This window comes from Arthrobacter sp. MYb224 (assembly GCF_002975455.1).
GTDB lineage: Bacteria > Actinomycetota > Actinomycetes > Actinomycetales > Micrococcaceae > Glutamicibacter.
Window position 1 is genome coordinate 68,370 of the sequence record NZ_PCPU01000005.1, and the last position, 23,285, is coordinate 91,654.

The following is a 23,285-nucleotide window of genomic DNA, read 5'->3' on the forward strand; positions in this document are numbered from 1 at the left end:
TAAGAGATAGTCAGATGACTACTTGGCTTCTGGAGCCTCTTCAGCAGCAGCTTCAGCTGGTGCCTCGGTTGCTGCTTCAGCTGGTGCTTCGGTTGCAGCTTCGGCAGGAGCCTCGGCCTTTGCCTTCTCGCCTTCGAGCAGCTCGCGCTCCCACTCGGCCATTGGCTCTGCAGCGCCCTCGGTCTTGCCGGCAGCCTTGTTGTTCTTGGCGATGAGGCCTTCAGCAACAGCGTCTGCGACAACGCGGGTGAGCAGGTTGACGGAGCGGATGGCGTCGTCGTTACCTGGGATTGGGAACGTAACTTCGTCCGGATCGCAGTTGGTGTCCAAGATGGCCACAACTGGGATACCCAGCTTCTGAGCTTCGTCGATAGCCAAGTGTTCCTTCTTGGTGTCAACGATCCAGATAGCGGAAGGGGTACGGGTCAGGTTACGGATACCACCGAGGTTGTTCTGCAGCTTGGTCAGCTCGCGCTTGAGCAGCAGAAGTTCCTTCTTGGTGTGGCCCGAACCGGCAACGTCCTCGAAGTTGATCTCTTCCAGTTCCTTCATGCGCTGAACGCGCTTGGAGACGGTCTGGAAGTTGGTCAGCATACCGCCGAGCCAGCGCTGGTTCACGTATGGCTGGCCAACGCGGTTAGCCTGCTCGGCGATGGATTCCTGAGCCTGCTTCTTGGTACCGACGAACAGAACGGTGCCACCGTGGGCGACGGTCTGCTTGACGAACTCGTAGGCACGGTCAATGAACGACAGCGACTGCTGCAGGTCAATGATGTAGATGCCGTTGCGCTCGGTCAGAATGAAGCGCTTCATCTTTGGGTTCCAGCGACGGGTCTGGTGGCCGAAGTGGACGCCGCTGTTAAGCAGCTCTCGCATGGTTACGACTGGCATGTCGCAACTCCTCTCAGCAGTGGCGGACCGGACGCATGCGCGTCCGCGGTAACTGCTCTTAGTTGTTTGGGTTGTACGCAGATCCCCGTTTTGGTTATCTGCCCTAGTGCGCGGCCCGGACTGCTTGACAGTCCGCGCAAGTCCACCGATTCTCTCGGACCACTGGAACTTGCGCCCACTTCCTGTAAAGGTCGTGGAACCTCGCACGCGAAGTCAATCTCTTGACTGGTGCACCAATTTTGGACACACCTATGACAAGAAACTGCAGTTCCAAGTGTACTACACCGACCCCGTCCGGCTGACAGAGATCCTTGGTGATCTAGCGCCTATAAACTCATCCCGGAAGTTACCCACAAACGGCCATCAATCCGAGGTCCATCCGGTCTCTGCCGCGCACGCTGGATAGATGAAATCGAAACACCTCCTGCTGCTGGCCCAAGCACTGCTAGTGCTGTCATTGATTCCTCCGGGAGCCCACGCACAGCCAGTGGATTCCCTCGCGCAACCAACCGCTGCGGCCGTGTGGCGTTGGCCGTTGACCGGTGAGCCGAAGGTCCTGAATGCCTTTGATAAGCCGGCCGAAAAATGGTCGGCCGGTCATCGTGGCGTGGATCTTGCCGCAGCAGAAGGCGCCCAAGTGATTGCCCCGAATCGTGGACGCATCACCTTCACCGGGGTGGTCGTGGACCGTCCCGTGCTGGTTATTGACCACGGCTACGGCTTTAAGACGAGCCTGGAACCGGTAACCAGTGAGCTGCAGGTGGGCAGCTGGGTTGAGCCCGGCGCCAAACTCGGGTTCGTGGCGGTGGGGGCGCACTGCACCGGCCGATGCATTCACTGGGGCGTGCGACTGGACGGAGAATATATTGATCCAGCGCTCTTGATCGAGGACTTGCGCCCGTCAATCCTATTGCCGCTGAACGACTGAACTTGCGGATTCGCTCGGCTCATGGCCGACATAGCAAAAAGGAAAGCCACCGAGTGACTTGTTTCCACAAGTCGCTCGGTGGCTTTTACCGTAGGGCGTGCCGGACTTGAACCGGCGACCAAGGAATTATGAGTTCCCTGCTCTAACCAACTGAGCTAACGCCCCACTATGAGAATTACCGCCACAGCGGTAACCACACTCGAAATATTCTAGGGCATGACCAGCCAAAATCTCGATTCGAGGTCGCGGTGGTGTCCTCACGCTCTAATGCTGGTTGACGCTTTGACCGCGGTATAGCGCTTCGAAGGAATTCATGGTCTTCTCCTGCGCATGATTCATGACCTTGCGATGGCCAGCTTCGCCCAGTCGTTCGCGGGCCTGCTGGTCCATGCTCAGCACCGTATCAAGCTTCTGCGCCAGGTCTTCGCGGTTCCCGGGTTCAAACATGTAGCCGTTCACCCCCACATCGACAAGATGCGGCAGTGCCATCGCATTGGCGAGCACCACAGGCTTCGATGCGGAGAGCGCCTCCAACGTCACCAGAGACTGCAATTCGGCGGTGCCCGGCTGACAGAATACGTCGCAGCGCAGGTACGCAAGGCGAAGCTCCTCGGTAGTGACGTGGCCTAGGAACCGAACTCGATCGCTCAATCCCTGCTCGTGGGCAATACGCTCCAGGGGTGCGCGCTGTTCACCGCCTCCGACTACTTCGAGGACTGCGTCGGGAACCTGCTTCATGATGGCCAACGCCTCGATCAGTTCATTGACGTTCTTCTCAACAGCTAAACGGCCAACAAAAAGAATCGTCGGCGCTTCGTTGCGAACTATCTCTTCGCCCTCAGCCAACTCATAATTTCCGGCTTCAATGCCATTGGACAGCGGCAAAACCTTGGTCAGTCGTGCATAGTCTTTCATGGCTTTGGCCGCCAGAGGGGTGGGCGTGGTAACCGCGTCGGCCTTGCCGAAGATCTTTCCCATATCGCGCCAGGAGTTACGCGCGACAATTTTCTTGAACCACTTCGGGAATGGCAAGAACGGGTCGAGGTTCTCGGGCATGAAGTGATTTGTTGCGACCGAGCGCACACCGTGCTTCCGTGCGTAGGCAATCGTCTGCTGGCCGATCATATAGTGGCTCTGCGCGTGCACCACATCCGGGTTGATATCAGCCAGGAGCTTATTGATCTGTGAGTTAACTTCCCAAGGAAAAACGATCCGGAAGTACTCGTGGGTTGGTACGGCGTGGGATTGCAGGCGATGCACAATCGCCTCCGGACGAACTTCGGTGAAGGTCTTGCCGTTCTCCCCGCGTACCGCCAAGACGTGCACGCGATGCCCACGCTCTTTCATGGCGGTGGCCAAGCGATAACAGAACATGGCCGCGCCATTGATATCCGGCAGGTAGGTATCGGCGGCGATGACGATCGTCAGCGGTTTTTCCTCGGCCACGTATTGTCCTTGTTCGATCAACATATTGTCTTGTGAGAAGTACTTAGCTATTTCTATGTGTCATGGCTAGACAGGGTTTTTAAATGCCGCGCCTTGGCTTTGCGATCCAGAACCACCGGATGATGACGAGACAGCGCCACCACGCCAACGATCGCAAGCACCCCAGCCAACGCCATGGCCACAGCCAGCATGGCAGGCACATCCGGACGAAGCTCACCCAGGATCGTTATGCCTATGGCGATGCCGACAATCGGGTCAATTACCGTCAGTCCTGCGATAACCAAGTCCGGCGGTCCCTTTGAATAGGCGTTTTGCACAAAATATGAACCAAGCAGCCCCGCCACCACCACAGCTGCTAGAGCAAGCCATGGCACCGATGACCAGAATTGGCTGCCCAAGTGCAGCACATCGATTGCGACGGTACGTACCAGCACCGCTACGAAGCCAAAGAGCACACCGGCCCCTACGATGTAGAAGATAGCCCCGAGTTTCCGGTGGAAAAACAGTGCAGTGATTCCGATCATTGCGATAACACACGCCAGAATCACCTCGATCAGCAACTCCTCGGAGTTGCTGACCTGATGCTGATCACCGGTAACGTTGATTGCCATCAGTACGAACGTGGCCGAGCCAACCATACAAGCGGCAATCGCGAGTACCGTCGGAAGATTCATCGTGAGCTTGTGTTCGCGCGCATTGACCACCGTGGTCACCACCAGCGCGATGGCGCCAATTGGCTGTACGACGGTCAGCGGGGCGCTGGCCAATGCGAAGACATTGAGCACCATGCCAAGCCCGAGCAGCAGCAAACCACTCATCCACCGGCCATTGCCCATCAGCTTGCCAATATTGCCGAGGGTGACATCCAAACCACCGGCGGCAGACTTTACGGCGCTCGATTGGAAGTGCGCGCCGAAGGCAAGGCAAAAGGCACCGCATAGTGCCGCTGCAATAGCGATCCAAACCATGTCAGTGCCTTTCCCACTAGTTCCTTGTATTCCGAGAGGCCATGCTGCGCGGTTGCGTTATATCGCCGCGCCACCTCATCGGTTCAAGAACCTAGGAGCGCTTGACCAGCTTACGAATGATCGCAACGAGAGCCCCGGCCGACGCTGCAATGATCGCAAAAGGCTTAGCCTTCTCCACCCGTTCTTGTCCTGCACGATCAGCTTCGCTGTTCTCACCATTGTTCACCGACGAGGTGACGAAACTACGTGCCTTGGCAGCAGCGTTAGTCACCGAGTCTCCGGCGTTTTCGGCAAACTGGCGTGCTTTGTCGATTTTGGCTTTGGGTCCTAGAACGCTCTGACCCAAGTTGTCGCGCAACGCCTGTATCTGGCGGCGGCGACGCTTTGTGCGAAGTACCAATTCATCCGCGGTAGGAGCCGGAGGCTTAGGTTCCTTCTTCTTGTCCTTTGCGGACTCTTCGGATTCGTCCTTCTTGCGCATTGGCTCATCCAAGGTGCTGACGTCGAAGTTGCTGCCGTCCTTGATCACACCGATATCGTGGCGCAGGCCGCGAATCGCTGCTTCTGGAGTCAGCGGCAAGGCTTTCTTAACCTTGAGATAAATAACAAGGGCAAGAATTGCTGCCACCAGCAGGAAGAAACCTGCGACGATCAGTGCCGCTGCCCAGCCCTGGAACCAGATAGCCAACACGTTCACCAAGGTGACAACCACTGCAACTACAAACAGCGAAACTACTACAAGTGCGCCCGCCGCAAGTCCGGCGGCCACACCCAATCTGATGCCCTTGCTCTTGAGCAAGGTGGTTCCTAGCTTGATCTCGTCCGAGAGCTGCTGCGGGACAAGCTCCTTGAGTCCATCGACTTGCGCCTTGGCACTCTTGACGCTCGACTTCAGGCTTTCATCTGCTTGCATCGAATCAGCTTCAGACATGGTTTCTCCATATTCTCGATCGCTCAGCAACCGGTGTTTCCACGCTAGCACTCCGGTTACCGCCTACGTATCAGTCTTCAGGCGTAAACCCCACAGCTAAATCTCATGCCACGGGTGTAACTGTTAACGATTTGAAAGTCTATCGTCTATCCACTTGAGCTTATAGGAAGCGACCGCATCAATATGCATGCCCCGTAGTTCACATCCTGTTCATCAGTTACCTGCCGACTAATCGTGTCCGAGGCCCGTCAATACCTCACCGACCAGAAATCCGATTCGTTCTCAAGGATCAGTTTTATATAGTCCATGCTGACTACCCGAACCTCTAGCTGTCCGCCGCGTCTCAAAACGCACCGGAGCGAACCCGCGATTACCTAATAAATATCCTAGCCAGAGCCCAACTCGCGGCGCTATCAGGGTTTCCCCTGAAGATCGCGCAGATATCCCGAAGTCCAATGGGTGAAGCTTTAATGAATAAGGCCCCAACCGCGTCATGCGGTTGGGGCCTTAAGAAAGCTCCTCCAACTGGACTTGAACCAGTAACCCTTCGATTAACAGTCGAATGCTCTGCCAATTGAGCTATGGAGGAATGGCTCCTCCAACTGGACTTGAACCAGTAACCCTTCGATTAACAGTCGAATGCTCTGCCAATTGAGCTATGGAGGAATGCTACGAGAACTACTTTAGCACTAGCCAAGTACTGTTTTGAAATCAGGGACTCGACTCGTGCCCAAGGCATGCAGCTACCCGACCCGAGAGTCGGAGATTCCTTTCAAATCTCAGCCGAAACCTATTTTGGCGAACGGTGCGAATGGTCAATCGCGTATTGAGCCAGTTCAATTAATTGCCGGGCCGAGGCATCCCACGAATATTGGCCGGCACGTACAAGCGAACGGTCCGCATATTCTCTCCAGACATCCCGATCCGAGAGCTTCTGCACCTGTTGCGCGAAGGCTTCCTCGCTATCGGGATCCGCAAAAAGCGCCGCTTCTTGGGCCACTTCTCGGAAGATTGGCATGTCGGTGACTACCACCGGAGTGCCCGCACTCATCGCTTCCACCAGCGGAAGACCATATCCTTCTTCACGCGACAGGGTCACCAAGGCGGTGCACGAAGCCAGCAGATTGGCATACTCTTCGTCACTCACTCCCCCATGGAATACCACCTTGGCGCCGTGCGGAATTTCAGCTGCCAGCTCGGCGCGACGCTGCTGGCTGATGCCGCTGAGCAGGTGCAACTCGTAATCGGGCAGCAGCCGCATGGCCCGGATCAACGTCTCGACGTTTTTATACTCCATGAATGAGCCCATGTAGAGCAGCGTGTTCTTCGCGGCGGCTCGCAGATCGCGGCTCGCGCTCTCGTTCGAGGGAGCGTTGGACACCAGGCCGATATGCCGCTTGGTGAGCCTGTGCTTGCGCATCAGATCCGCGGTGGTTTGTGAAACGGTAGCTACCGCGTCGGCACGGTTCAGCAGAATTCGTTGCGGGAAGTAGACCTGGTGGAACAGGAACCAGCCCCAGCGGATGGGCGCGGGCAAGAATTTCGGGGCATGCGGGTGCGCATAGTAAATCAGGTCGTGCAGGGTGAGAATGACCGGGAATTTTCGCCCCAGCGTGCCCATGGTCTGCATCGGGGAGAACACCGCATCTGGCTGCAGCTTATTGATCTGCAGGGCCACCAACGGTTCAAGGACGCTCGTGGGGGCAGAGATCTTGAGGTACGGAACATCTGGCAGCAGGTCCAGCTGCCGCAGATCGTTGATCAGCATCGTCACGTCGGCGATCTTGGCCGTTGCTTCGATGAGTCCCGCGGTATAGCGGCTGATTCCGTCGTGATGGGTGACCCGGGTGTAGCGGGCATCGATGACGAGTTTCACGAGCGTGGAAGCCTTCGTTTGGGGAGCTGGTTTTCCAAGCTTATCGTTTAAGGTCACCGAGTCTGGCCTGCGCTCAAAAGTGCCTTTCGGGGGCGCATCACGAGGTATCCGATGAGCCCGGCGGCAACGGCCAGCGGCCACAGCCCCAGCGCAGCCGGAATGCCGAAGGCCGAACCGATGGCGCCGCCGGCGAGGCTTCCCAACGGTATCGCGCCAAAAGTGAACAATCGGCGAGCGCTGCTCACCCTGCCCAAAAGCTGCTCGGGCGTGATGTCTGCAACCCACGCCGAGACGGCGATGTTGAAAACGATCACCACGATCCCCCATGCCACTGCCTGCACGCCGAGCAGAATCATGGAAACTACTGGTGCGGTGAATGCGGCGATAAATACCATGGTGGCCAAGAAAAATTGACTGAGCAACGTCGCCGTCGTCAGCCGAGCCGTTGAAAACCGAACGGCAATGCGCGTGGCCAGCGCGGCACCTAGCAGCCCACCGGCACCGCCCAGTCCGGCAAAAATACCAAATCCCTGGGCACCGAATCCTAGGTAATTCACGATGAACAGCGCTTCTACCGCGGAGCCTAGCGCGAGCCCGAAGTTTGAGCACATGACCGCAATGGTGACCGCAATCAGGGTCCGGTTTGTACGCAGGTATTTCAGCCCGGATAGCCAGTGAGTATCGTGTTTTGCTTCCTTGCCTCCGGGACCTTGACTTCCATGCGAATCTGGCTTGCGTGGGAGCCTGACCAGATAGGCGAGGCCCAGGGCCAGCATGGCGAGCACCACGGCGACCGCCAGAAGTGTTGACGCTCCGAAGATGACGAAGCCGGTGCCCGCGGCAACAGGGATGATAATCGCCAGCGACTGATCCGCGGCGGTGAGTTTAGCGATCAGCCGACTCATCGAGGTTGCGCGTCTCGCGCCGGTGTTCGTATTCAATTGTGGGACGGCCGAGACCTGCGCAGTCTCAGCTACGACATTGCAGACACCCAGCAGTGTGACCAGCAGGAATCCGTACCCGATGCTCAGGGTTCCGGTGAAGGTCAGCAGCAAGAGGCAACCGGCCAGCACGAGCTTGGCGGCAAGCCCAATGCGCAGCAACCGCAGAGGCCGGTAACGGTCAACCAGATACCCGATGGGAATCGTGGCGACGAGGAACGCGACGGAACCCAACGTGTTGAGCAGCCCCATTTGCCAGGCGCTAGCACCAAGGGTGGTGACAAAGATGAGGTCCACGGTGAAGTCTGCCAGGCTTCTGCCGGCTGCGTCGCTGGTATTTGATAAAAGGAAACGTCGCTCACCACGCAAAGTCGTTTCCATTACGCTCCATGATAATTGTCAGATACGTCACACCGGGGCCCCATGTCAACGCTACCTCATTCCGAACCGAGCCGACCAGCATTTCTCCTTGTCGACCGGCAATCTTCCGTGCTTGAGCGGCGAAATCTGGCGAGAATCCCATCTTCGCCTCGAGCTCAACATTCACTGCCATTCGATCCCTTGGGCGCCTTCAGATGGTTCCCACCGGATCGTCATATCCACAAAGGGCTTGCAATACGTTACCTAGTTGTGATGTTAATAGTTCGCGGTTAGGGAAGACTAACCAAATACTTAATTCACCATGTGAGGAGTATCCGTGGGAACCTCTCTTGAGACCCTGCACATCCCCCTGTTTGACTCGCAGCTTTTTGATGATTCGTTGCTGTGCTCGGGCACCTTAGATCGCTATGAGTCCGAGGCCCGGGAGGCACTGCTGCGGGTCACCGATCAGCTGGCCGCCGTCGAATCACCCACCACCGGCCCCTCGCCGGAGGATCTGCGAGGCCTGGTCGATGCCATCGACCTCGACTCGCCGCTTGGGAGCAACGCCGAGTCTTTTGACGAGCTGAAAAAGATCTACCTGCGTGACGCCGTCTATTTTCATCACCCGAAGTACGCCGCGCATCTCAATTGCCCGGTGGCAATTCCTGCCGTGGCCGCCGAAGCGTTCGTCACCAGCCTGAACACCTCAATGGATACTTTTGACCAGAGCGCCGGGGCCACGCTCATTGAACGTCGCCTCACCGCGTGGACCGCGCAGCTCATCGGATTCCCGCAACTCGCCGCGGATGGCATCTTCACCTCCGGTGGCACCCAGTCCAATCTGCAAGCCATGTTGATCGCCCGCAACGACGCGGTGTCGAAAACCCCCGGACCGCTGCCTCAGCGGCTGCAGAACCTGCGCATCTATACCTCACAAGATGCCCACTTCAGCATCTCCAACGCGGCGATGATGCTGGGGCTGGGCCATGAAGCGGCAGTCGGCATCGAAACCGACGGCCACCACCGAATGGATGCCGACAAGCTACGCGAGCAGATTGCCCACGATATCAACCGTGGGCTGGTTCCGATGGCGATCTCCGCGACCGCCGGAACCACCGATTTCGGGGCCATCGACCCACTGGGTCCGATAGCCGACCTGGCCAATGAAGTCGGTGCCTGGTTCCACGTCGACGCCGCATATGGCGGCGGACTACTGCTTTCGTCCTCGCACCGCGAACGGCTGTCGGGCATTGAGCGCGCAGACTCGGTGACCGTGGACTTCCACAAGTCCTTCTTCCAGCCAATCGGTTCCAGCGCGCTGATTCTGCGCGCGGCAGATTCCTTCGAATCCATTGCCCACTACGCCGAATACCTGAATCCGAAGTCCCAAGCCCAGCAGACCCCCAACCAGGTCGACAAGTCGTTGCAGACCACTCGGCGCTTTGATGCGCTGAAGCTCTGGGTCACCCTCCGCACACTTGGAGCGGTGCGTCTGGGTGACATGTTCGACCGGGTGATCGAACTCGCCGAATCCCTCGAGGCCGAGGTCTCATTCCGGCCGCAGCTGGAGCTGGCGGCCCCGGTGCAGCTGAGCACCTTGGTCTTCAGCTTCAAAGATCCCGGAAGCCACTTGGATTGCTCGGAAATGAATGAACTGACCAACCAGATTCGCCAGCGGCTCTACCGCACCGGCGAAGCGATGATCGCAGCCACCACCGTGGACGGTCGGCGGATGCTCAAGCTGACCTTGCTGAACCCGAATACCACCATGGAAGACCTGACCGAAATACTCGACGCAATTTGCCGCGTCGGCAATGACTTGCTGCTCGAACGCTTAGAAGGAGCCCGCGCATGAACCGTGGATCAGCCCAGGAGCACTTTGATGTGATCGCCATTGGCGCTGGCCCCTTCAATCTAGGGTTCGCCGCCCTCACCGACCCGCTACCGGAGTTGAAGGTCGCGGTGCTCGAGGCCAGCGACAACTTCGTGTGGCACCCGGGCATGATGCTGGACGGCGCGCACCTGCAAGTGCCCTTCATGGCAGATCTTGTCACGCTCGCAGATCCCACTAACAAGTTTTCCTTCCTGAACTATCTGAAGGAAAAGGAGCGAATCTACCCGTTCTACATCCGCGAAAACTTCTACGCGCTGCGCAAGGAATACAGCGACTATCTCGCGTGGGCTGCGCAACTGCTGCCCAGTGTCCGCTTCGGCCATCGCGTACTTTCCGCCGAATTTGCGGACGGCGCCTACCAGCTTTCGGTGCTCACCGATCGAGGCCTGACCCATTTCAGCGCGGACAAGCTGGTGCTCGGCACCGGTTCCCAGCCCTATCTCCCGGACTTTGTCGACGAGCAGTTGCTGTCCACGAGCTCGGTGACCCATTCCTCCGAGTACCTGCATTCACGGCAGAGCATCATTGAGCCCAAGGCCGAGCAGAGGCCCAAGGTCGTCACGGTGCTGGGCAGTGGACAGAGCGCCGCGGAGATCTTCCTTGACCTGCTGCGCAGCCTGCCGGAACAAGACCATTTGGTATGGGCGACACGCTCCGAGCGTTTCTTCCCACTGGAGTATACGAAGCTGACCTTGGAAATGACTTCCCCAGAATATATCGACCACTTCCACGCCCTGCCGATCTCGGAACGCGACGCTCTGTCCAAGGCGCAAAAAGGCCTGTACAAGGGCATCAATGCCGACCTGATCGATGAAATACATGAAGAGCTCTATCAGCGCAGCGTGGCTTCTCCGGCCCCCGTTCACCTGCGCACAGGATGCGCCGCGACAGCCGTGGCTCCGCAGGACGGGGCGATCCAGGTCGAGCTGCACCACGAACGGGAAAAGGAGAAGCTCGCGTTCCTCACCGACGCGCTGGTGCTCGCCACCGGCTACCGCAACGGCACACCGGACTTCCTCGAAGGCCTCGAAGACCGAATCACCCGCCTGCCCGACGGCCGCCTGGACGTGGACCGCAACTACTCGATAGGCACGAACCACGACATCTTCGTGCAAAACGCTGAACTGCACACGCACGGATTCACCGCCCCGGATCTCGGCATGGGCGCCTACAGGAATTCGGTACTTATCAACCGCATTGCCGGGCGCGAGGTCTACCGAGTCGAGGAGCGCATCGCCTTCCAGCGGTTCGGTGCCGCCTCGCTGGAGAACTTGCCAACTTGCCAACCGCAGCCAATCTCGGCCCAAGATTAGGAGCCCCATGACGACCTACAACTCATTTACCTTCCGCAGCATTCAGCTGCCCTCCGACGCCAAGCTTTTGCATTCCTGGATCGCCACCGAGCATGCCCGCTATTGGGGAATGCCCACCGCAAGCCTTGACGAAATTGAAACCGAATATCGCGGACTGCTGGAGCTCCCCAACTATGAGGTGCTCCTTGGAGAGCTCCGCGGTGAGCCACGCTTCCTGGTCGAACTCTACGATCCCTCGACATCCAGTCTCGCGGGAAAGTACCCGTACGTTCGTGGAGACCGCGGGCTGCACTTCCTGGCTCCGGTCCCCGCCGGGAAAGGCGAGACCGGATTTACCTTGCATGCCCTCGGCGCGGCCATCCGGCACGCTTTCGCGCAACCGGGAATTGAACGGGTGGTGGTTGAACCCGATGTACGGAACAAGACGATTCAAGCGCTCAACTCGCGCGTCGGCTTCCAGCCGCTGAAAGAAGTCACGCTTGATGAGCCGCGAGGCCCCAAGGCGGCGTTGCTTTCAATTTGTACCCGCGAGGATTTTGAGCGCACCACCGGGATATCAGCCGGCGCCAACCATCTAAGCCCGGCTCGCTGGGAACGGGCGAATAGGCATGTTCTGGCCAAGGCCCTAGGCGAGTTCAGCCACGAGCGCCTGCTGGATCCGCTCCCACTGGGAGAGGACCGTTATCGGGTCGAAAAGCAGGGACACCGCTACGAATTTACCGCCCAACGCTACGCGCTGAATCACTGGCAGATCTCGCAGTCATCGGTTGAACATCTAATCCAGGCCGCGGAAGGCTGGGACGGCAGCGACGTAGACGTCTTGGATTTTGTCACCCTTTTCGCCACCGAACTCACGCTCAGCGAGGCACAGCTCCCCACTTATCTAGAGGAGCTAAACAGCACGCTAGGCAGCCATTGCTACAAGCAGGCGCATGCAATGCACGACAGCACGCAGCTGGCCGAAGCCGCCGGCAGCCCGGCAGAATCCTTCCAACGCATCGAATCCTCCATGACCGAGGGGCATCCGTGCTTCGTGGCCAACAATGGGCGCATTGGGGTGGGAAGCTTAGACTACCTGCGTTATGCGCCGGAAACCGGCGCCGCCATCCGGCTCGGTTGGGTTGCCGCGCATATTTCACAGGCCTCGTTCGACTCCATCGACGGGCTGGACTACCAGTCGTTGCTTGAACAAGAACTGGACGGTGAGGCCAAAGCGACATTGGATCGGCACCTCTCCCGGCGTCTGGCCGGTACCGGACTTGATCCTGCGCAATACATTTATCTTCCGGTCCACCCCTGGCAGTGGGAGAACCGGCTGTCCACCACCTTTGCCAACGACATTGCTCGTGGCCAGTTGATTTGGCTGGGATATTCCGCGGACGAGTACCAGGCGCAACAGTCGATTCGCACATTCTTCAATGTCACCTCACCGAGCAAGCACTATGTCAAGACCGCGATGTCGATTCTTAACATGGGGTTCATGCGCGGACTCAGCGCGGACTATATGAAGGTCACCCCGGCCATCAATCAGTGGCTCTATGAGCTCTTCGCCTCGGATCCGGTACTCGCCTCGCAACCGGTGGCGTTGCTGCGCGAGGTCGCGGCCGTTGGTTATCGAAACCAGCAGTTCGAGGCGGCCACGACGCCCAGCGCACCACAGCGCAAGATGCTTGCCGCGCTCTGGCGCGAGTCGCCCATCGACATGCTGGGACCGGGCGAAACCCTTGCCACGATGGCCAGTTTGCTCCATGTCGATGCCCACGGCAAGAGTTATGCCGCGGCGCTGATCCGCCGGAGCGGACTTGAACCGAAGGTGTGGCTCAACCATTATCTGGAGGCCTATCTGGCTCCGCTGGTGCATTGCCTCGCGGCCTATGATCTGGTGTTCATGCCGCACGGCGAGAACATCATCCTGGTCCTGCGCGACGGGGCGGTGCAGCGGGTGCTGCTCAAGGACCTGGGCGAAGAAATTGCGGTGCTCTCGGACCGTGTGGAACTTCCGGAAACAATTCGTCGGGTGCGCACCGGAGGCGACCCGGTGCTTTCGATATTCACCGATGTTTTTGATTCCTTCTTCCGCTTCCTCGCCCCATTATTGGATGCCGAATCCTTGCTCCCGGAAGCCGAATTCTGGCAGGTCGTCACCGAAAGCCTGTTGGACTACCGGGAGCAGCATCCTGACTTTGCAGACCGCTTCGAGGCATTGGGCCTGTTTGCCGACAGCTTCCCGCTCTCCTGCCTGAACCGACTGCAATTGCGAAACAACCAGCAGATGCTGGATCTTTCGGATCAATCCGGCGGGCTGCTCTATGCCGGCGATTTGGACAACCCCTTGGTTCGGGTGGTTTCTCCGGTTTAGCGATAGCTTCTCGCAGCTCGCGTCGTTTGGTTGGCATCGAACGACGCGAGCTGCTTCATTTAATCTTCGAACCAAAAATCTGAACAGTGTTCAATGATTCGAAAATCCGCTGTACAGTGAATTCAAACATTATTGAACACTGTTCAACAGGAGATCTTTTGATGACAACACTAACCGGCCCGAAGCGCATCGCGCTTGACCCCTTTGCCCTCGCTGCACGGATCAGCGAAGGGCATCGCCTGACCGTGGCCGAGTCACGCGCTATCCTGGCCACATCTGATGAGCAGACACTAACGCTCGTTGCGGCAGCCGGCCGGCTACGCAGGAAGCACTTCTCCAACACCGTGAAGGTGAACTATTTGGTGAACCTCAAATCTGGATTGTGCCCGGAAGACTGCACATACTGCTCGCAGCGCCTTGGTTCCAAGGCAGAAATCCTGAAATACACCTGGCTCAAACCAGACGAAGCGGTCCGCCAGGCCGGACTGGGCATTGCCGCCGGAGCCTCGCGAGTCTGCTTGGTGGCCTCGGGCAAAGGGCCCACCGACCGGGACGTCAATCGCGTGAGCACCATGATTGACCAGCTCAAAGAAGAACATCCGCAGGTAGAGGTCTGCGCTTGCCTGGGCATTCTCAAAGGAGGACAAGCCGAACAGCTCAAGACGGCCGGCGCCGACGCCTATAACCACAATCTCAACACCGCAGAATCCCTCTACCCGGAAATCTGCAGCACACACAGTTACCAGGAGCGCGTAGCCACCGTCGAACAGGCCAAGGGGGCAGGCCTCTCCCCCTGCTCTGGACTCATTGTCGGCATGGGCGAAAGCACCGACCAGCTCATCGAAGCGGTCTTCGCGCTGCGTGCGTTGAATACCGACTCAATTCCGGTCAATTTCCTGATGCCCTTTGACGGCACTCCGCTGGAAGGCACCTGGAACCTCACCCCGCTGGCTTGCCTGCGCATCCTCGCGCTGGTTCGTTTGGCCTGCCCGGACAAGGAACTGCGTATCGCCGCCGGCCGGGAAATGCACCTGCGCTCCCTGCAGTCCGCCGCGCTGGAAGTGGCTAATTCGCTCTTCCTGGGCGACTACCTGACCAGCGAAGGCCAGGATGCACGCGCCGACCTGGCGATGATCGCCGACGCCGGATTCGTGGTGCTGGGCCAGGAAGGCAAAAACACCGCGCAGATCGCCCAGACCCTGCACGAAGCCGCCGCCCACGCCGCCCGCCAACCAGCGGACGCAGGCAATGCCGCGGCGGCCGGGTGCGCCGGATCCTGCTGCTCCTCCGCGGCCTCGGCGGCCTGCGGCAAAGCGGCCTCCGGTGGCGGCACCGGCGAGACCGAACCGGTGCTGCGCCGCCGCGGCGCCGGGACCGCAGAGAACCCCAACGCGTGATGCCCACCGATGCCAGCCTGCTCTCCCGCGACGCAGGATTGCTCTGGCACCCCTATGCCGCGCTTGATGCCGGGGCAGGCTACGCGGTCACCGAGGCACGCGGCGCCCGGCTGGTCCTCGAAGACGAAACCGGCATCCGCCGCGAGGTGATCGACGGGATGTCCTCGTGGTGGTCAGCCGTGCACGGCTACCGCAACCCGGCGCTGGATGCCGCGGCGCGCGGGCAGCTGGAGAAATTCAGCCATGTGATGTTCGGCGGGCTGACCCACGCCCCGGCCATCGAATTGGCCGAGCGGCTGGTGGACCTGGCCCCGGGCGAGCTGCGCCACGTGTTCCTCGCCGATTCCGGGTCGATCAGCGTCGAGGTGGCCCTGAAGCTCGCCCTCCAATACCAGGAGGCAAAGGGCCGCACCACGCGCCACCGCTTCGCGGCCCTGCGCGGCGGCTACCACGGGGACACCTTCGCCACCATGGGCATCTGCGACCCGCAGGACGGAATGCACGCGGCTTTCGCGCCGCGCTCCTCCGTCGAGCTGTTCCTGCCCAAGCCCCCGAGCGCACGCCGCAGCGCACAGGGGCACTGGGAATACCTCGTCTCCGAGCTGGCCGACTGGGAATGCACGGTGCGCGCATTGATCTCCGAAAACTCCGCACAGCTGGCCGGGATCGTGTGCGAACCGGTGCTCCAGGGCGCCGGAGGGATGCACATCTACCCGCCGGCGGCGCTCGGCATCCTGCGCGAACTCGCCGACGAACACGACCTGCCGCTGATTGCCGATGAAATCGCCACCGGATTCGGACGCACCGGCGAGCTGTTCGCCGTGGCGCATGCAGGCATCGTCCCGGACATCATGTGCGTGGGCAAGGCGCTGACCGGAGGGTATCTCACCCTGGCCGCGATGCTTTGCACCAGCAAAATCGGCTCCGCGCTTGCCAGCGGAACTCGGTCCGCCGGGTCCGCGCTGCTGCATGGGCCGACCTTCATGGGCAACCCGCTGGCCTGCGCGGTGGCCTGCGCCTCGCTTGACCTGCTCGTCGGGGCACCGGCCGGCAGCCCACCGGCGGCACCCTGGCAGGCCCAGGTTACCGCGCTGGAATCCGGGCTGCGCACCGGGCTCGCCCCGGCGGCCGGACTGGCATCAGTCAAGGACGTGCGGGTGCTCGGCGGGGTTGGAGTCATCCAACTTCACGCCCCGGTTGACGTACCCGAAGTGACTCGAGCGGCGGTAGCGCAGGGGGTCTGGGTGCGCCCGTTCCGCGATCTGGTCTACGTCATGCCTCCCTATATCAGCACCCCCGAAGAGCTCGCCGCGCTCGGCCGCGGACTGCTGGCCGCGGTGGAGCAGGTCCATGGCTGAGAATACCTCCGGCTGGGAGCGCTGGCTGTCCGCCCGAGCCACCGTGCGCGAGCGCCGCGGCCTGCGCCGCAGCGATGCGCTGCGGGCCGGATCCATTGATTTGGCCTCCAACGACTATCTGGGTCTCTCGAATCATCCCGAGGTGCTCCGGGCCGCCGCCGAAACCCTGGAAAGCTACGGCACCGGGGCCGGTGCAAGCCGAATGGCCAGCGGAACTCTAGCAGTGCACCGGGAGCTGGAGGCCGCGCTGTGCCGGTATACGCACCGGGATGCCGCCTTGGTCTTCTCCAGCGGGTATACCGCCAACCTCGGGGTGCTCGGCTCCCTGGGCGGTCCGGGCAGCCTGTTCATCCTGGACGAGCATGCCCATGCCAGCCTGGTCGACGGGGCCAGGCTCTCCGGCGCGGCTGTGGCCACCGCCGGGCACAACGACCTGGCCAGCTTCCGGCGGCTGCTCCAAGCCAACCACAGCAGCGCGCACCCCAAGCCTCGGGTGCTGCTGGCCGTCGAATCGGTTTACTCGGTTTTCGGCGACGCTGCGCCGCTAACCGAGCTGGCAGCATCGTGCCGGGAGTTCGGCGCGCTGCTGCTGGTGGATGAGGCCCACTCGCTGGCCGCCAGCGAATCCGGGTCGGCGCTGCGCGCCGCCGGCCTCGAAGCTCGCGGCCAGGTAATCACCACCGCAACCCTGTCCAAGTCGCTGGGCGCCCAAGGCGGAGCGGTGCTTTTCGGCGGCCCGGCTGCCGCAGCGCTGCGCGAACATCTGCTCAATACCGCCCGCACCTTCATCTTCGACACCGCGCTGGCCCCCGCCGCCGCCGGCGGTGCCTTGGCCGCCCTGCGCTTGGCGGACCGGGCCCGGCTTGCCGCGCTGGCCCGGAACCAGCGGTTGATCCGCGGTCTGTTGGCGGAGTACCCGGAACTGGCCGGGCGGGTGGAATCCGGGGCCGGACCGATCCACTCGGTGAAGATGCCCAGCGCCGCGGCCGCCGTGCGGGCCGCCGCCACCCTGGCCGCGCAGGGCATCGCGGTATCCTGCTTCCGCCCGCCCAGCGTCCCCGACGGAATCTCCCGTATCCGGCTGACCGCCCACGCCCACCAGCAACCGGCCGAACTGTCCACGGCCATCGGGAAGGTAGCCCGGGCGGCCATCGAGGAGGAATCATGAATTGCCCCTACGCCCCCACCGCCGGCAGCTTGGCCGACGCCCCGCTGGCCGGCCCGCTGCCCGCGGCCTTTCCCGAAGCCATCAACCGGCGCTACCGCAGCGTCGAGGACCCGGACACGGTGCGCGGCATCTTGCGCCGCCCCGGGGAATTCACCACGGCCAACGCGCTGAGCACCGCCATCAACCTCACCCCGGCCGCGTTGCGGATCCTGGCCGCGGTGAAATTCGCGCTGCCACCGGTGCTCGCCAGCGCCTCGGGCAGCGAACACCTCTCCGTGCGCCGGCTCGTCGCCGGATTCTTCAGCCCCGCCAAGGTCCAGTCGCAGCGCCAGCCGGTCACCGAACGAGTGCGGGAAATCTGCGCCCGGCTCGAACCGCGCTACCGCAACGGGGAATCCCTGGATCTGGCCGTAGAGCTGGCCGCGGTGATCCCCGTCGAAATCATGGCGGTGCTGACCGGGGTGCGCGTGCCGCCGGCCGAAAAACTCAAACGCTGGAGCCAGGATTCGCTGGAATTGTTCTGGGGGTGGCCCGAGGAGGAACGACAGCTGGTGCTCGCCGCCAGCGCCGCCGAATTCTATGCCTGGCTGGATCAGACGGTTCACGAGGCGGTCAGGAGCCAGGAGCCGAACCTCTATGCCGTGCTGCATCGCTCGGGAGTTCCCGAACGCCAAATCCGCTCGCTGGCCTACTTCCTGGGGATCGCCGGACAGGAGACCACCGCGATGCTCATCCAGAGCACTCTGCACGCGGCGCTGCGCGAGGGCCACTGGGCCGCCTGCGCCGACCCGGACACCGGACCAGCCGCGGCCCAAGCCGTGGTGCGCGAGGTGCTGGCCGTCGCCTCCTCGGTGCCAACCTGGCGGCGCATCGCCGCGGTGGACGCCCGCGTCGGCGATCACGAATTCGCCGTCGGCGAGGAGCTGGTGCTGCGCCTGTCCGGCGGAATCCTCGGCACCGGCGGCGACGATTCGCTGGCCTTCGGCCATGGCGTCCACCGCTGCTTGGGGGCGGGCCTGGCCCGGATGGAGGCCGAACTGGTGCTCGCCGAAACGGCCCGTTGCCTTCCGGACCTCGAAGCCGCCGGCGCGGCCCCACGCTTCGCCCACCTGCTCTCCTTCCAGGCGCCGGTCGCGGTGCCGACTGGATTCCCCTTCGAAAGGACCCACCGATGATCCACGCCATCACCGGAACCGACACCGAGGTGGGCAAGACGGTGGCCACCGCCGTGCTCGCCGCCCGGGCGCTGGCCCGCGGTGCCCGGGCGGCGATCTACAAGCCGGCGCAGACCGGTGTGCTTCCCGGACAGCCCGGAGACGTGCAAGACGCGGCCGGCTGGCTTGGCCACCCGGAGCGGCTGGGCACCGCCGAGGGGGTGCGGCTGTGTGCGCCGATGGCACCGCTGGATGCGGCCCGGTGCGCGGGATTCGCCGACCCCGCCGAGGTCCTGCCGCCCCTGGCCGAGCACGTGCGGCGGATCCGCGAGCTGGCAGCTGCCTATGACGAGGTGCTTGTCGAGGGCGCCGGAGGGCTCTTGGTCGAGCTGACGTCCGCGGGCGAAACCATCGCTGATCTGGCCGCGGCCGTCTCGGCGGAGCTGGTGGTCGTCACCCGCCCGGACCTGGGAACCCTGAACCACACCGCGCTGACCTTGGAGGCCTGTGCGGCCCGCGGCTTCTCCCGCGGCACGCTGGTGCTGGGCAGCTACCCGGACCGCCCCACGCAGCTTGCCGAATGCAATCTGGCGGGTCTGCGGGCCTTAGCCACCCGTTTCGGGTGGAGCTTCGCCGGGAGACTGCCCGCAAATCTGGTCCGCGATCCGGCACGCCGCCCGGAGGCGCTGGCCGCAGCGGCCCGTGCGCTGGCTCCGATTCCCGCCTAGCCCCCGGGCGCGGCGACCTTGCGGAATACCGGCCGGGCAATATGCGTTGGGCACAAGTATGAAGAACATCGGATTTTTGTCCTTTGGGCATTGGACTGATCACCCACAGTCAGGAACCCGCAGTGCCTCGGATGCGCTGCTGCAAGCAATCGATCTAGCGGTTGCGGCCGAGGAACTCGGCGCGGACGGCGCATACTTCCGCGTGCACCACTTCGCCCAGCAATACGCATCCCCCTTCCCGCTGCTCGCCGCCATCGGAGCGCGCACCAGCCGCATCGAAATCGGCACCGGCGTCATCGACATGCGCTACGAAAACCCGTTGTACATGGCCGAGGACGCCGGATCCGCCGACCTCATCTCCAACCGCCGCCTGCAGTTGGGCATCAGCCGCGGTTCACCGGAACAGGTCATCGACGGGTGGCGCCATTTTGGTTTCGAACCGCATGAGGGCGAGAGCGACGCCGAGATGGGACGCCGGCATACCGAGCGTCTGCTCCAAGTGCTCTCCGGAGAAGGATTCGCCCAGCCCAGCCCCAAGCCGATGTTCCCCAATCCCCCGGGGCTCTTGCGCATAGAACCTCACTCCGAGGGTTTGCGCGAGCGCATCTGGTGGGGCTCGGGCTCGAACGCCACCGCCGTGTGGGCGGCGAAACTTGGAATGAACCTGCAAAGCTCCACGCTGAAAGACGACGAATCCGGCAAACCGTTCCATGTGCAGCAGGCCGAGCAAATCGAGCTCTACCGACAGGCATGGAAAGACGCTGGCCATGCACGCGAACCGCGGGTCTCGGTGAGCCGCAGCATCTTTGCCCTGACCGATGAGCGGGACTGGCAGTACTTCGGACGCGACCGCTACAGCTCCGACCAGATCGGCAACATCGACGCCAAAACCCGCGCAATTTTCGGCAAGTCCTATGCCGGAGAACCCGATGAACTGGCCAAGACGCTGGCCGAGGATGAGGCCATTGCCGCGGCGGATACCTTGCTGCTGACCGTGCCCAATCAGCTAGGAGTCGAGTACAACGCACACGTTATCGAATCGGTGCTCAAACATGTCGCTCCGCTGCTGGGCTGGCGCTAGGGAGAACGCCGAGCTGATCTTTACCGGCCTGGCTACTTCACGGGATTCCCTAGGCTAGCCGCTGTGCGAGCACCGCTACCCCGTCGCCGCGAAGGGAAGACAGGTAGTCAGGCCGTCCCGCCATGATCATGACAAGATCGAGTTGCTTGCCTTTGACCAGCGGCCCGTCTCCCGCCGAGAAGGAAGAATCTTCGGCTTTCAGGGCCAGACCAGTGACGAGGCGTTTGCTGTTCACCGCGAAATCCCGCTCGGAGAAGAATTTGGCAACCTCGTGCACCGCATCCGGATCAGGGATCAGCTCGAGGGCAAGCGGCCGGGCGATGTCCTGACCGTGGACGATCACTTCCCCGAGCATCGCCGCGTAATCCTTGGTCGGGGCGACTGTGTTCTCGGCGGATGCACGCAGGTTCGCGAGCGTCTGGGCAGGAGTGTCGCCCAAATATCTGCGCAGCCTACGCTCGTTATGCACAGCGGAGTTGAAACCTGCCAACACGATGCTGCGCAGCCAAGACATCGTGCCGGTGTTTGCGGCGGCGCTCAGATGCGCGACAACCTGGGAGACCGACCAATTGCTGCACAGCGTGGGAGATTGCCAAGCCTCATGATCCAGTCGCGACAATATTTCCAGGAGCCTGTGCCGTTCAGCGTGGATTGCATTCCAGAAATCATACTCGTGCATCAAGTTTCCGTTCGGTTTGATCTTGTCGGGGCAGGTTCCGCCGGATGGCACTCCACAGCGCGTCGCGATGAACAAGATGTCGAGATCAGACGCGATTCCGAGGCGATTTAAGCCTAGTGCAGCACGCCGCAGGAAAATAGTCCGGTTGCCCCGAACTAGCCGGGCATCAAGTACAACGGGCCAGCCATCGATTCCAGATCGGTGCCGCTGGCGCTGCTACGGGGTAGGCACTCGGCGGAGAGCAATCGTTACAACAATTCTCGCCGCCATTGAAGCGAATGAGACGCAGGACACTAGGCTGGATAGGGAGAGCTTGGTTTTCAGACTGCCCGAGCCGTTGAGCAGTTCGAATGGCTCCGATGAGATTTTGCCTAATACAAGAAAAACTGACACAGGAGAATTACATGAGCAAGCCACTAAATATCGCATTCATCAAGGCCAGCTGGCATGCAGATATCGTGGACCAGTCGCTGGCAGGGTTCAAAGCAGATATGGATGCTTCCGGTGTTGAATACGGCATCGATGTGGTCACCGTGCCTGGTGCCTACGAGATGCCGCTGCAGGCCAAGCGGCTAGCGCAGTCGGAAAAGTATGATGCCGTGGTGGCCGCCGCGCTAGTAGTCGACGGCGGGATCTACCGCCACGATTTTGTCGCTCAGGCGGTTGTCGATGGGTTGATGCGCGTGCAGCTGGACACGAATGTGCCGACCTTCTCGGTGAGCCTGACCCCGCACCACTTCCACTCCAGCGAAGAGCACGAAAAGTTCTACTTCGAGCACTTCGTCACGAAGGGCGCCGAAGCCGCGCGCGCGGTGCGTGCAATCGCGGCGCTCGGCGAGTAGCGTTCGCTTCTAATACGCAATGCGTGATGGTCGCTTCGAGAACTATCCGGAGCGACCATCACGCATTTTTTCGTATGAAATTCTTGACCCGTTGGCGGGAATTTGCGGAGCTAAGCGGGATGCTCGTCGTTCAGCTCGTTACGCCTCGTCGAGTGTTGCATCGGGAACGATGCCTTGCCTTCCGCCGCTTGTCCACAGCACAATATCCAGCACTCGCAAGAGCGAGAGGTGCGTTTGCCCCGCGTCCTCGCGAATGCTCTTCAGCTTCTCAACGAGTTTTACATCCTCAGCTGGATCCTGATGGAACGCGTCCCACCAACGAGTCCATTGAGTACCGGAGCCAGGTATTTTTACCCGCTTGGCGATCACGGAATCGAATATAGGAATCAGATGCGGACGCTTGCGGGCCAGGATCTTGCTCGCGGTAGTCTGCCCAATCCCCCACCTGTTCCCTGGTTGACGAAGGATCTCCCACAACTTGTCTGCGGGAGATCCGTCGGCCAGAAATTTCTGGAATTCTCCTTCGGTCAGCTCCTCGAATCGAAGGCCCACTGGAATCTGAGCAAGTTGTTCGCCGAGCTGTTCCGCATAGGTTCCCAAAATCCCCAATGCGGCCTGTCCTGGAACGTGAACCGAGAGCATCGAAACCGCTATCAAATCCTCGGCAGTGATCTTGTTGGGTTCGCGAAGGTCACCTCCACCTGCGAAGGATTCGAACTGCGAACCTGAATATCGAGGTCGACCGTTCTCTCGGATTTCAAAGTACTTCTTGAGATCGGCGACTGCGTCGTCATGCTCGATCGAATTCATTGCGAAAAGTGGCACGTGTTCCCCCTGTAATGCGCCCGAAGGCCCGATGGGCTCAACGTATCACCAGCTTCCGACAGATGCGCCCGGAGCGCTTCATTCCTTGCCAACATCACATAGGCACGCCCACCGACGAATGCGCTCCAAATTGTCCCAAGTCA

General features: G+C 61.1%; 19 protein-coding genes and 3 tRNA genes. 11 read left to right on the forward strand and 11 right to left on the reverse strand.

Annotated elements, in window-relative coordinates:
- Nucleotides 1-18: 18 nt before the first annotated feature.
- Nucleotides 19-891 carry a 30S ribosomal protein S2 gene (gene rpsB / locus CQ017_RS10900; protein ID WP_105553724.1) on the reverse strand — a complete coding sequence of 291 codons (873 nt, stop codon included), beginning with the start codon at nucleotides 889-891 and terminating at the stop codon, nucleotides 19-21.
- A 406-nt stretch (nucleotides 892-1,297) separates the two neighbouring features.
- Here rpsB and CQ017_RS10905 point away from each other — a divergent pair, with 406 nt between their 5' ends.
- A complete protein-coding gene (locus CQ017_RS10905; RefSeq protein WP_105553725.1) occupies nucleotides 1,298-1,819 on the forward strand; it encodes a M23 family metallopeptidase in 522 nt (173 codons plus the stop codon).
- A gap of 91 nt (nucleotides 1,820-1,910) precedes the next feature.
- Here the strand turns inward: CQ017_RS10905 and CQ017_RS10910 are convergent.
- From CQ017_RS10910 to CQ017_RS10945, 8 genes are all read right to left on the reverse strand, one after another.
- Nucleotides 1,911-1,984, reverse strand: a tRNA-Ile gene (locus CQ017_RS10910).
- A gap of 99 nt (nucleotides 1,985-2,083) precedes the next feature.
- Nucleotides 2,084-3,265 (reverse strand): glycosyltransferase, encoded by a 1,182-nt coding sequence (locus tag CQ017_RS10915; protein ID WP_374954993.1) that lies wholly within the window; start codon nucleotides 3,263-3,265, stop codon nucleotides 2,084-2,086.
- A 53-nt stretch (nucleotides 3,266-3,318) separates the two neighbouring features.
- Nucleotides 3,319-4,233, reverse strand: coding sequence for a DMT family transporter (locus tag CQ017_RS10920; RefSeq protein WP_105553727.1), 915 nt, complete (start codon nucleotides 4,231-4,233; stop codon nucleotides 3,319-3,321).
- A 91-nt stretch (nucleotides 4,234-4,324) separates the two neighbouring features.
- Nucleotides 4,325-5,164 (reverse strand): phage holin family protein, encoded by an 840-nt coding sequence (locus tag CQ017_RS10925; protein ID WP_105553728.1) that lies wholly within the window; start codon nucleotides 5,162-5,164, stop codon nucleotides 4,325-4,327.
- 516 nt (nucleotides 5,165-5,680) lie between these two features.
- Nucleotides 5,681-5,753, reverse strand: a tRNA-Asn gene (locus CQ017_RS10930).
- Between the two features lies 1 nt (nucleotide 5,754).
- Nucleotides 5,755-5,830, reverse strand: a tRNA-Asn gene (locus CQ017_RS10935).
- 124 nt (nucleotides 5,831-5,954) lie between these two features.
- Entirely contained in the window at nucleotides 5,955-7,040 is a 1,086-nt protein-coding gene (locus tag CQ017_RS10940) for a glycosyltransferase family 1 protein (protein WP_105553729.1), read from the reverse strand.
- 53 nt (nucleotides 7,041-7,093) lie between these two features.
- Nucleotides 7,094-8,362 (reverse strand): MFS transporter, encoded by a 1,269-nt coding sequence (locus CQ017_RS10945; RefSeq protein ID WP_105553730.1) that lies wholly within the window; start codon nucleotides 8,360-8,362, stop codon nucleotides 7,094-7,096.
- A 316-nt stretch (nucleotides 8,363-8,678) separates the two neighbouring features.
- On the opposite strand from CQ017_RS10945, the gene CQ017_RS10950 reads away from it, so the two are divergent.
- The 9 genes from CQ017_RS10950 to CQ017_RS10990 all read left to right on the forward strand — a co-directional run bounded on the left by CQ017_RS10950 (nucleotide 8,679) and on the right by CQ017_RS10990 (nucleotide 20,796).
- Nucleotides 8,679-10,199, forward strand: a complete 1,521-nt coding sequence (locus tag CQ017_RS10950) for an aspartate aminotransferase family protein (protein ID WP_105553731.1) — start codon at nucleotides 8,679-8,681, stop codon at nucleotides 10,197-10,199.
- Nucleotides 10,196-11,551 (forward strand): lysine N(6)-hydroxylase/L-ornithine N(5)-oxygenase family protein, encoded by a 1,356-nt coding sequence (locus tag CQ017_RS10955; RefSeq protein WP_105553732.1) that lies wholly within the window; start codon nucleotides 10,196-10,198, stop codon nucleotides 11,549-11,551. Before CQ017_RS10950 ends, CQ017_RS10955 begins: the two co-directional genes overlap by 4 nt.
- Nucleotides 11,552-11,558: 7 nt before the next feature.
- Complete coding sequence (locus CQ017_RS10960; RefSeq protein WP_105553733.1) at nucleotides 11,559-13,910, forward strand: GNAT family N-acetyltransferase; 2,352 nt, start codon at nucleotides 11,559-11,561, stop codon at nucleotides 13,908-13,910.
- 161 nt (nucleotides 13,911-14,071) lie between these two features.
- Nucleotides 14,072-15,307 carry a biotin synthase BioB gene (bioB, locus tag CQ017_RS10965; protein WP_105553734.1) on the forward strand — a complete coding sequence of 412 codons (1,236 nt, stop codon included), beginning with the start codon at nucleotides 14,072-14,074 and terminating at the stop codon, nucleotides 15,305-15,307.
- The gene (gene bioA / locus CQ017_RS10970) at nucleotides 15,307-16,665 is read left to right on the forward strand and encodes an adenosylmethionine--8-amino-7-oxononanoate transaminase (RefSeq protein WP_105553735.1); all 1,359 of its coding nucleotides are present in this window, start codon (nucleotides 15,307-15,309) and stop codon (nucleotides 16,663-16,665) included. The genes bioB and bioA overlap by 1 nt, the downstream gene beginning before the upstream one ends.
- Nucleotides 16,658-17,833: an aminotransferase class I/II-fold pyridoxal phosphate-dependent enzyme gene (locus CQ017_RS10975; protein ID WP_105553736.1), complete on the forward strand. Its 1,176-nt coding sequence runs from the start codon at nucleotides 16,658-16,660 to the stop codon at nucleotides 17,831-17,833. Before bioA ends, CQ017_RS10975 begins: the two co-directional genes overlap by 8 nt.
- Entirely contained in the window at nucleotides 17,830-19,008 is a 1,179-nt protein-coding gene (locus CQ017_RS10980) for a cytochrome P450 (RefSeq protein ID WP_105553737.1), read from the forward strand. Before CQ017_RS10975 ends, CQ017_RS10980 begins: the two co-directional genes overlap by 4 nt.
- Nucleotides 19,005-19,715 (forward strand): dethiobiotin synthase, encoded by a 711-nt coding sequence (gene bioD / locus CQ017_RS10985; RefSeq protein ID WP_105553738.1) that lies wholly within the window; start codon nucleotides 19,005-19,007, stop codon nucleotides 19,713-19,715. Before CQ017_RS10980 ends, bioD begins: the two co-directional genes overlap by 4 nt.
- Before the next feature lie 58 nt (nucleotides 19,716-19,773).
- On the forward strand, nucleotides 19,774-20,796 hold the full coding sequence (locus tag CQ017_RS10990) for an LLM class flavin-dependent oxidoreductase (RefSeq protein ID WP_105553739.1): 1,023 nt from the start codon (nucleotides 19,774-19,776) through the stop codon (nucleotides 20,794-20,796).
- Nucleotides 20,797-20,845: 49 nt separating this feature from the next.
- On the opposite strand, the gene CQ017_RS10995 is transcribed toward CQ017_RS10990, so the two are convergent.
- Nucleotides 20,846-21,475, reverse strand: a complete 630-nt coding sequence (locus CQ017_RS10995) for a maleylpyruvate isomerase family mycothiol-dependent enzyme (RefSeq protein ID WP_105553740.1) — start codon at nucleotides 21,473-21,475, stop codon at nucleotides 20,846-20,848.
- Nucleotides 21,476-21,834: 359 nt separating this feature from the next.
- On the opposite strand from CQ017_RS10995, the gene CQ017_RS11000 reads away from it, so the two are divergent.
- Nucleotides 21,835-22,317, forward strand: a complete 483-nt coding sequence (locus CQ017_RS11000; RefSeq protein ID WP_258133596.1) for a 6,7-dimethyl-8-ribityllumazine synthase — start codon at nucleotides 21,835-21,837, stop codon at nucleotides 22,315-22,317.
- 138 nt (nucleotides 22,318-22,455) lie between these two features.
- Here the strand turns inward: CQ017_RS11000 and CQ017_RS11005 are convergent, their stop codons facing one another.
- The gene (locus CQ017_RS11005) at nucleotides 22,456-23,127 is read right to left on the reverse strand and encodes a DUF6308 family protein (RefSeq protein ID WP_105553742.1); all 672 of its coding nucleotides are present in this window, start codon (nucleotides 23,125-23,127) and stop codon (nucleotides 22,456-22,458) included.
- Nucleotides 23,128-23,285: the final 158 nt, after the last annotated feature.

Excerpts from the sequence above, each read along its gene's own strand:
- rpsB (WP_105553724.1), bottom strand. The coding sequence starts at position 891 with ATGCCAGTCGTAACCATGCGAGAGCTGCTTAACAGCGGCGTCCACTTC.
- CQ017_RS10905 (WP_105553725.1), top strand. The coding sequence starts at position 1,298 with ATGAAATCGAAACACCTCCTGCTGCTGGCCCAAGCACTGCTAGTGCTG.
- CQ017_RS10920 (WP_105553727.1), bottom strand. The coding sequence starts at position 4,233 with ATGGTTTGGATCGCTATTGCAGCGGCACTATGCGGTGCCTTTTGCCTT.
- CQ017_RS10925 (WP_105553728.1), bottom strand. The coding sequence starts at position 5,164 with ATGTCTGAAGCTGATTCGATGCAAGCAGATGAAAGCCTGAAGTCGAGC.
- CQ017_RS10945 (WP_105553730.1), bottom strand. The coding sequence starts at position 8,362 with ATGGAAACGACTTTGCGTGGTGAGCGACGTTTCCTTTTATCAAATACC.
- CQ017_RS10955 (WP_105553732.1), top strand. The coding sequence starts at position 10,196 with ATGAACCGTGGATCAGCCCAGGAGCACTTTGATGTGATCGCCATTGGC.
- CQ017_RS10960 (WP_105553733.1), top strand. The coding sequence starts at position 11,559 with ATGACGACCTACAACTCATTTACCTTCCGCAGCATTCAGCTGCCCTCC.
- bioB (WP_105553734.1), top strand. The coding sequence starts at position 14,072 with ATGACAACACTAACCGGCCCGAAGCGCATCGCGCTTGACCCCTTTGCC.
- bioA (WP_105553735.1), top strand. The coding sequence starts at position 15,307 with ATGCCCACCGATGCCAGCCTGCTCTCCCGCGACGCAGGATTGCTCTGG.
- CQ017_RS10975 (WP_105553736.1), top strand. The coding sequence starts at position 16,658 with ATGGCTGAGAATACCTCCGGCTGGGAGCGCTGGCTGTCCGCCCGAGCC.
- CQ017_RS10980 (WP_105553737.1), top strand. The coding sequence starts at position 17,830 with ATGAATTGCCCCTACGCCCCCACCGCCGGCAGCTTGGCCGACGCCCCG.
- bioD (WP_105553738.1), top strand. The coding sequence starts at position 19,005 with ATGATCCACGCCATCACCGGAACCGACACCGAGGTGGGCAAGACGGTG.
- CQ017_RS10990 (WP_105553739.1), top strand. The coding sequence starts at position 19,774 with ATGAAGAACATCGGATTTTTGTCCTTTGGGCATTGGACTGATCACCCA.
- CQ017_RS10995 (WP_105553740.1), bottom strand. The coding sequence starts at position 21,475 with ATGCACGAGTATGATTTCTGGAATGCAATCCACGCTGAACGGCACAGG.
- CQ017_RS11000 (WP_258133596.1), top strand. The coding sequence starts at position 21,835 with ATGAGATTTTGCCTAATACAAGAAAAACTGACACAGGAGAATTACATG.
- CQ017_RS11005 (WP_105553742.1), bottom strand. The coding sequence starts at position 23,127 with ATGAATTCGATCGAGCATGACGACGCAGTCGCCGATCTCAAGAAGTAC.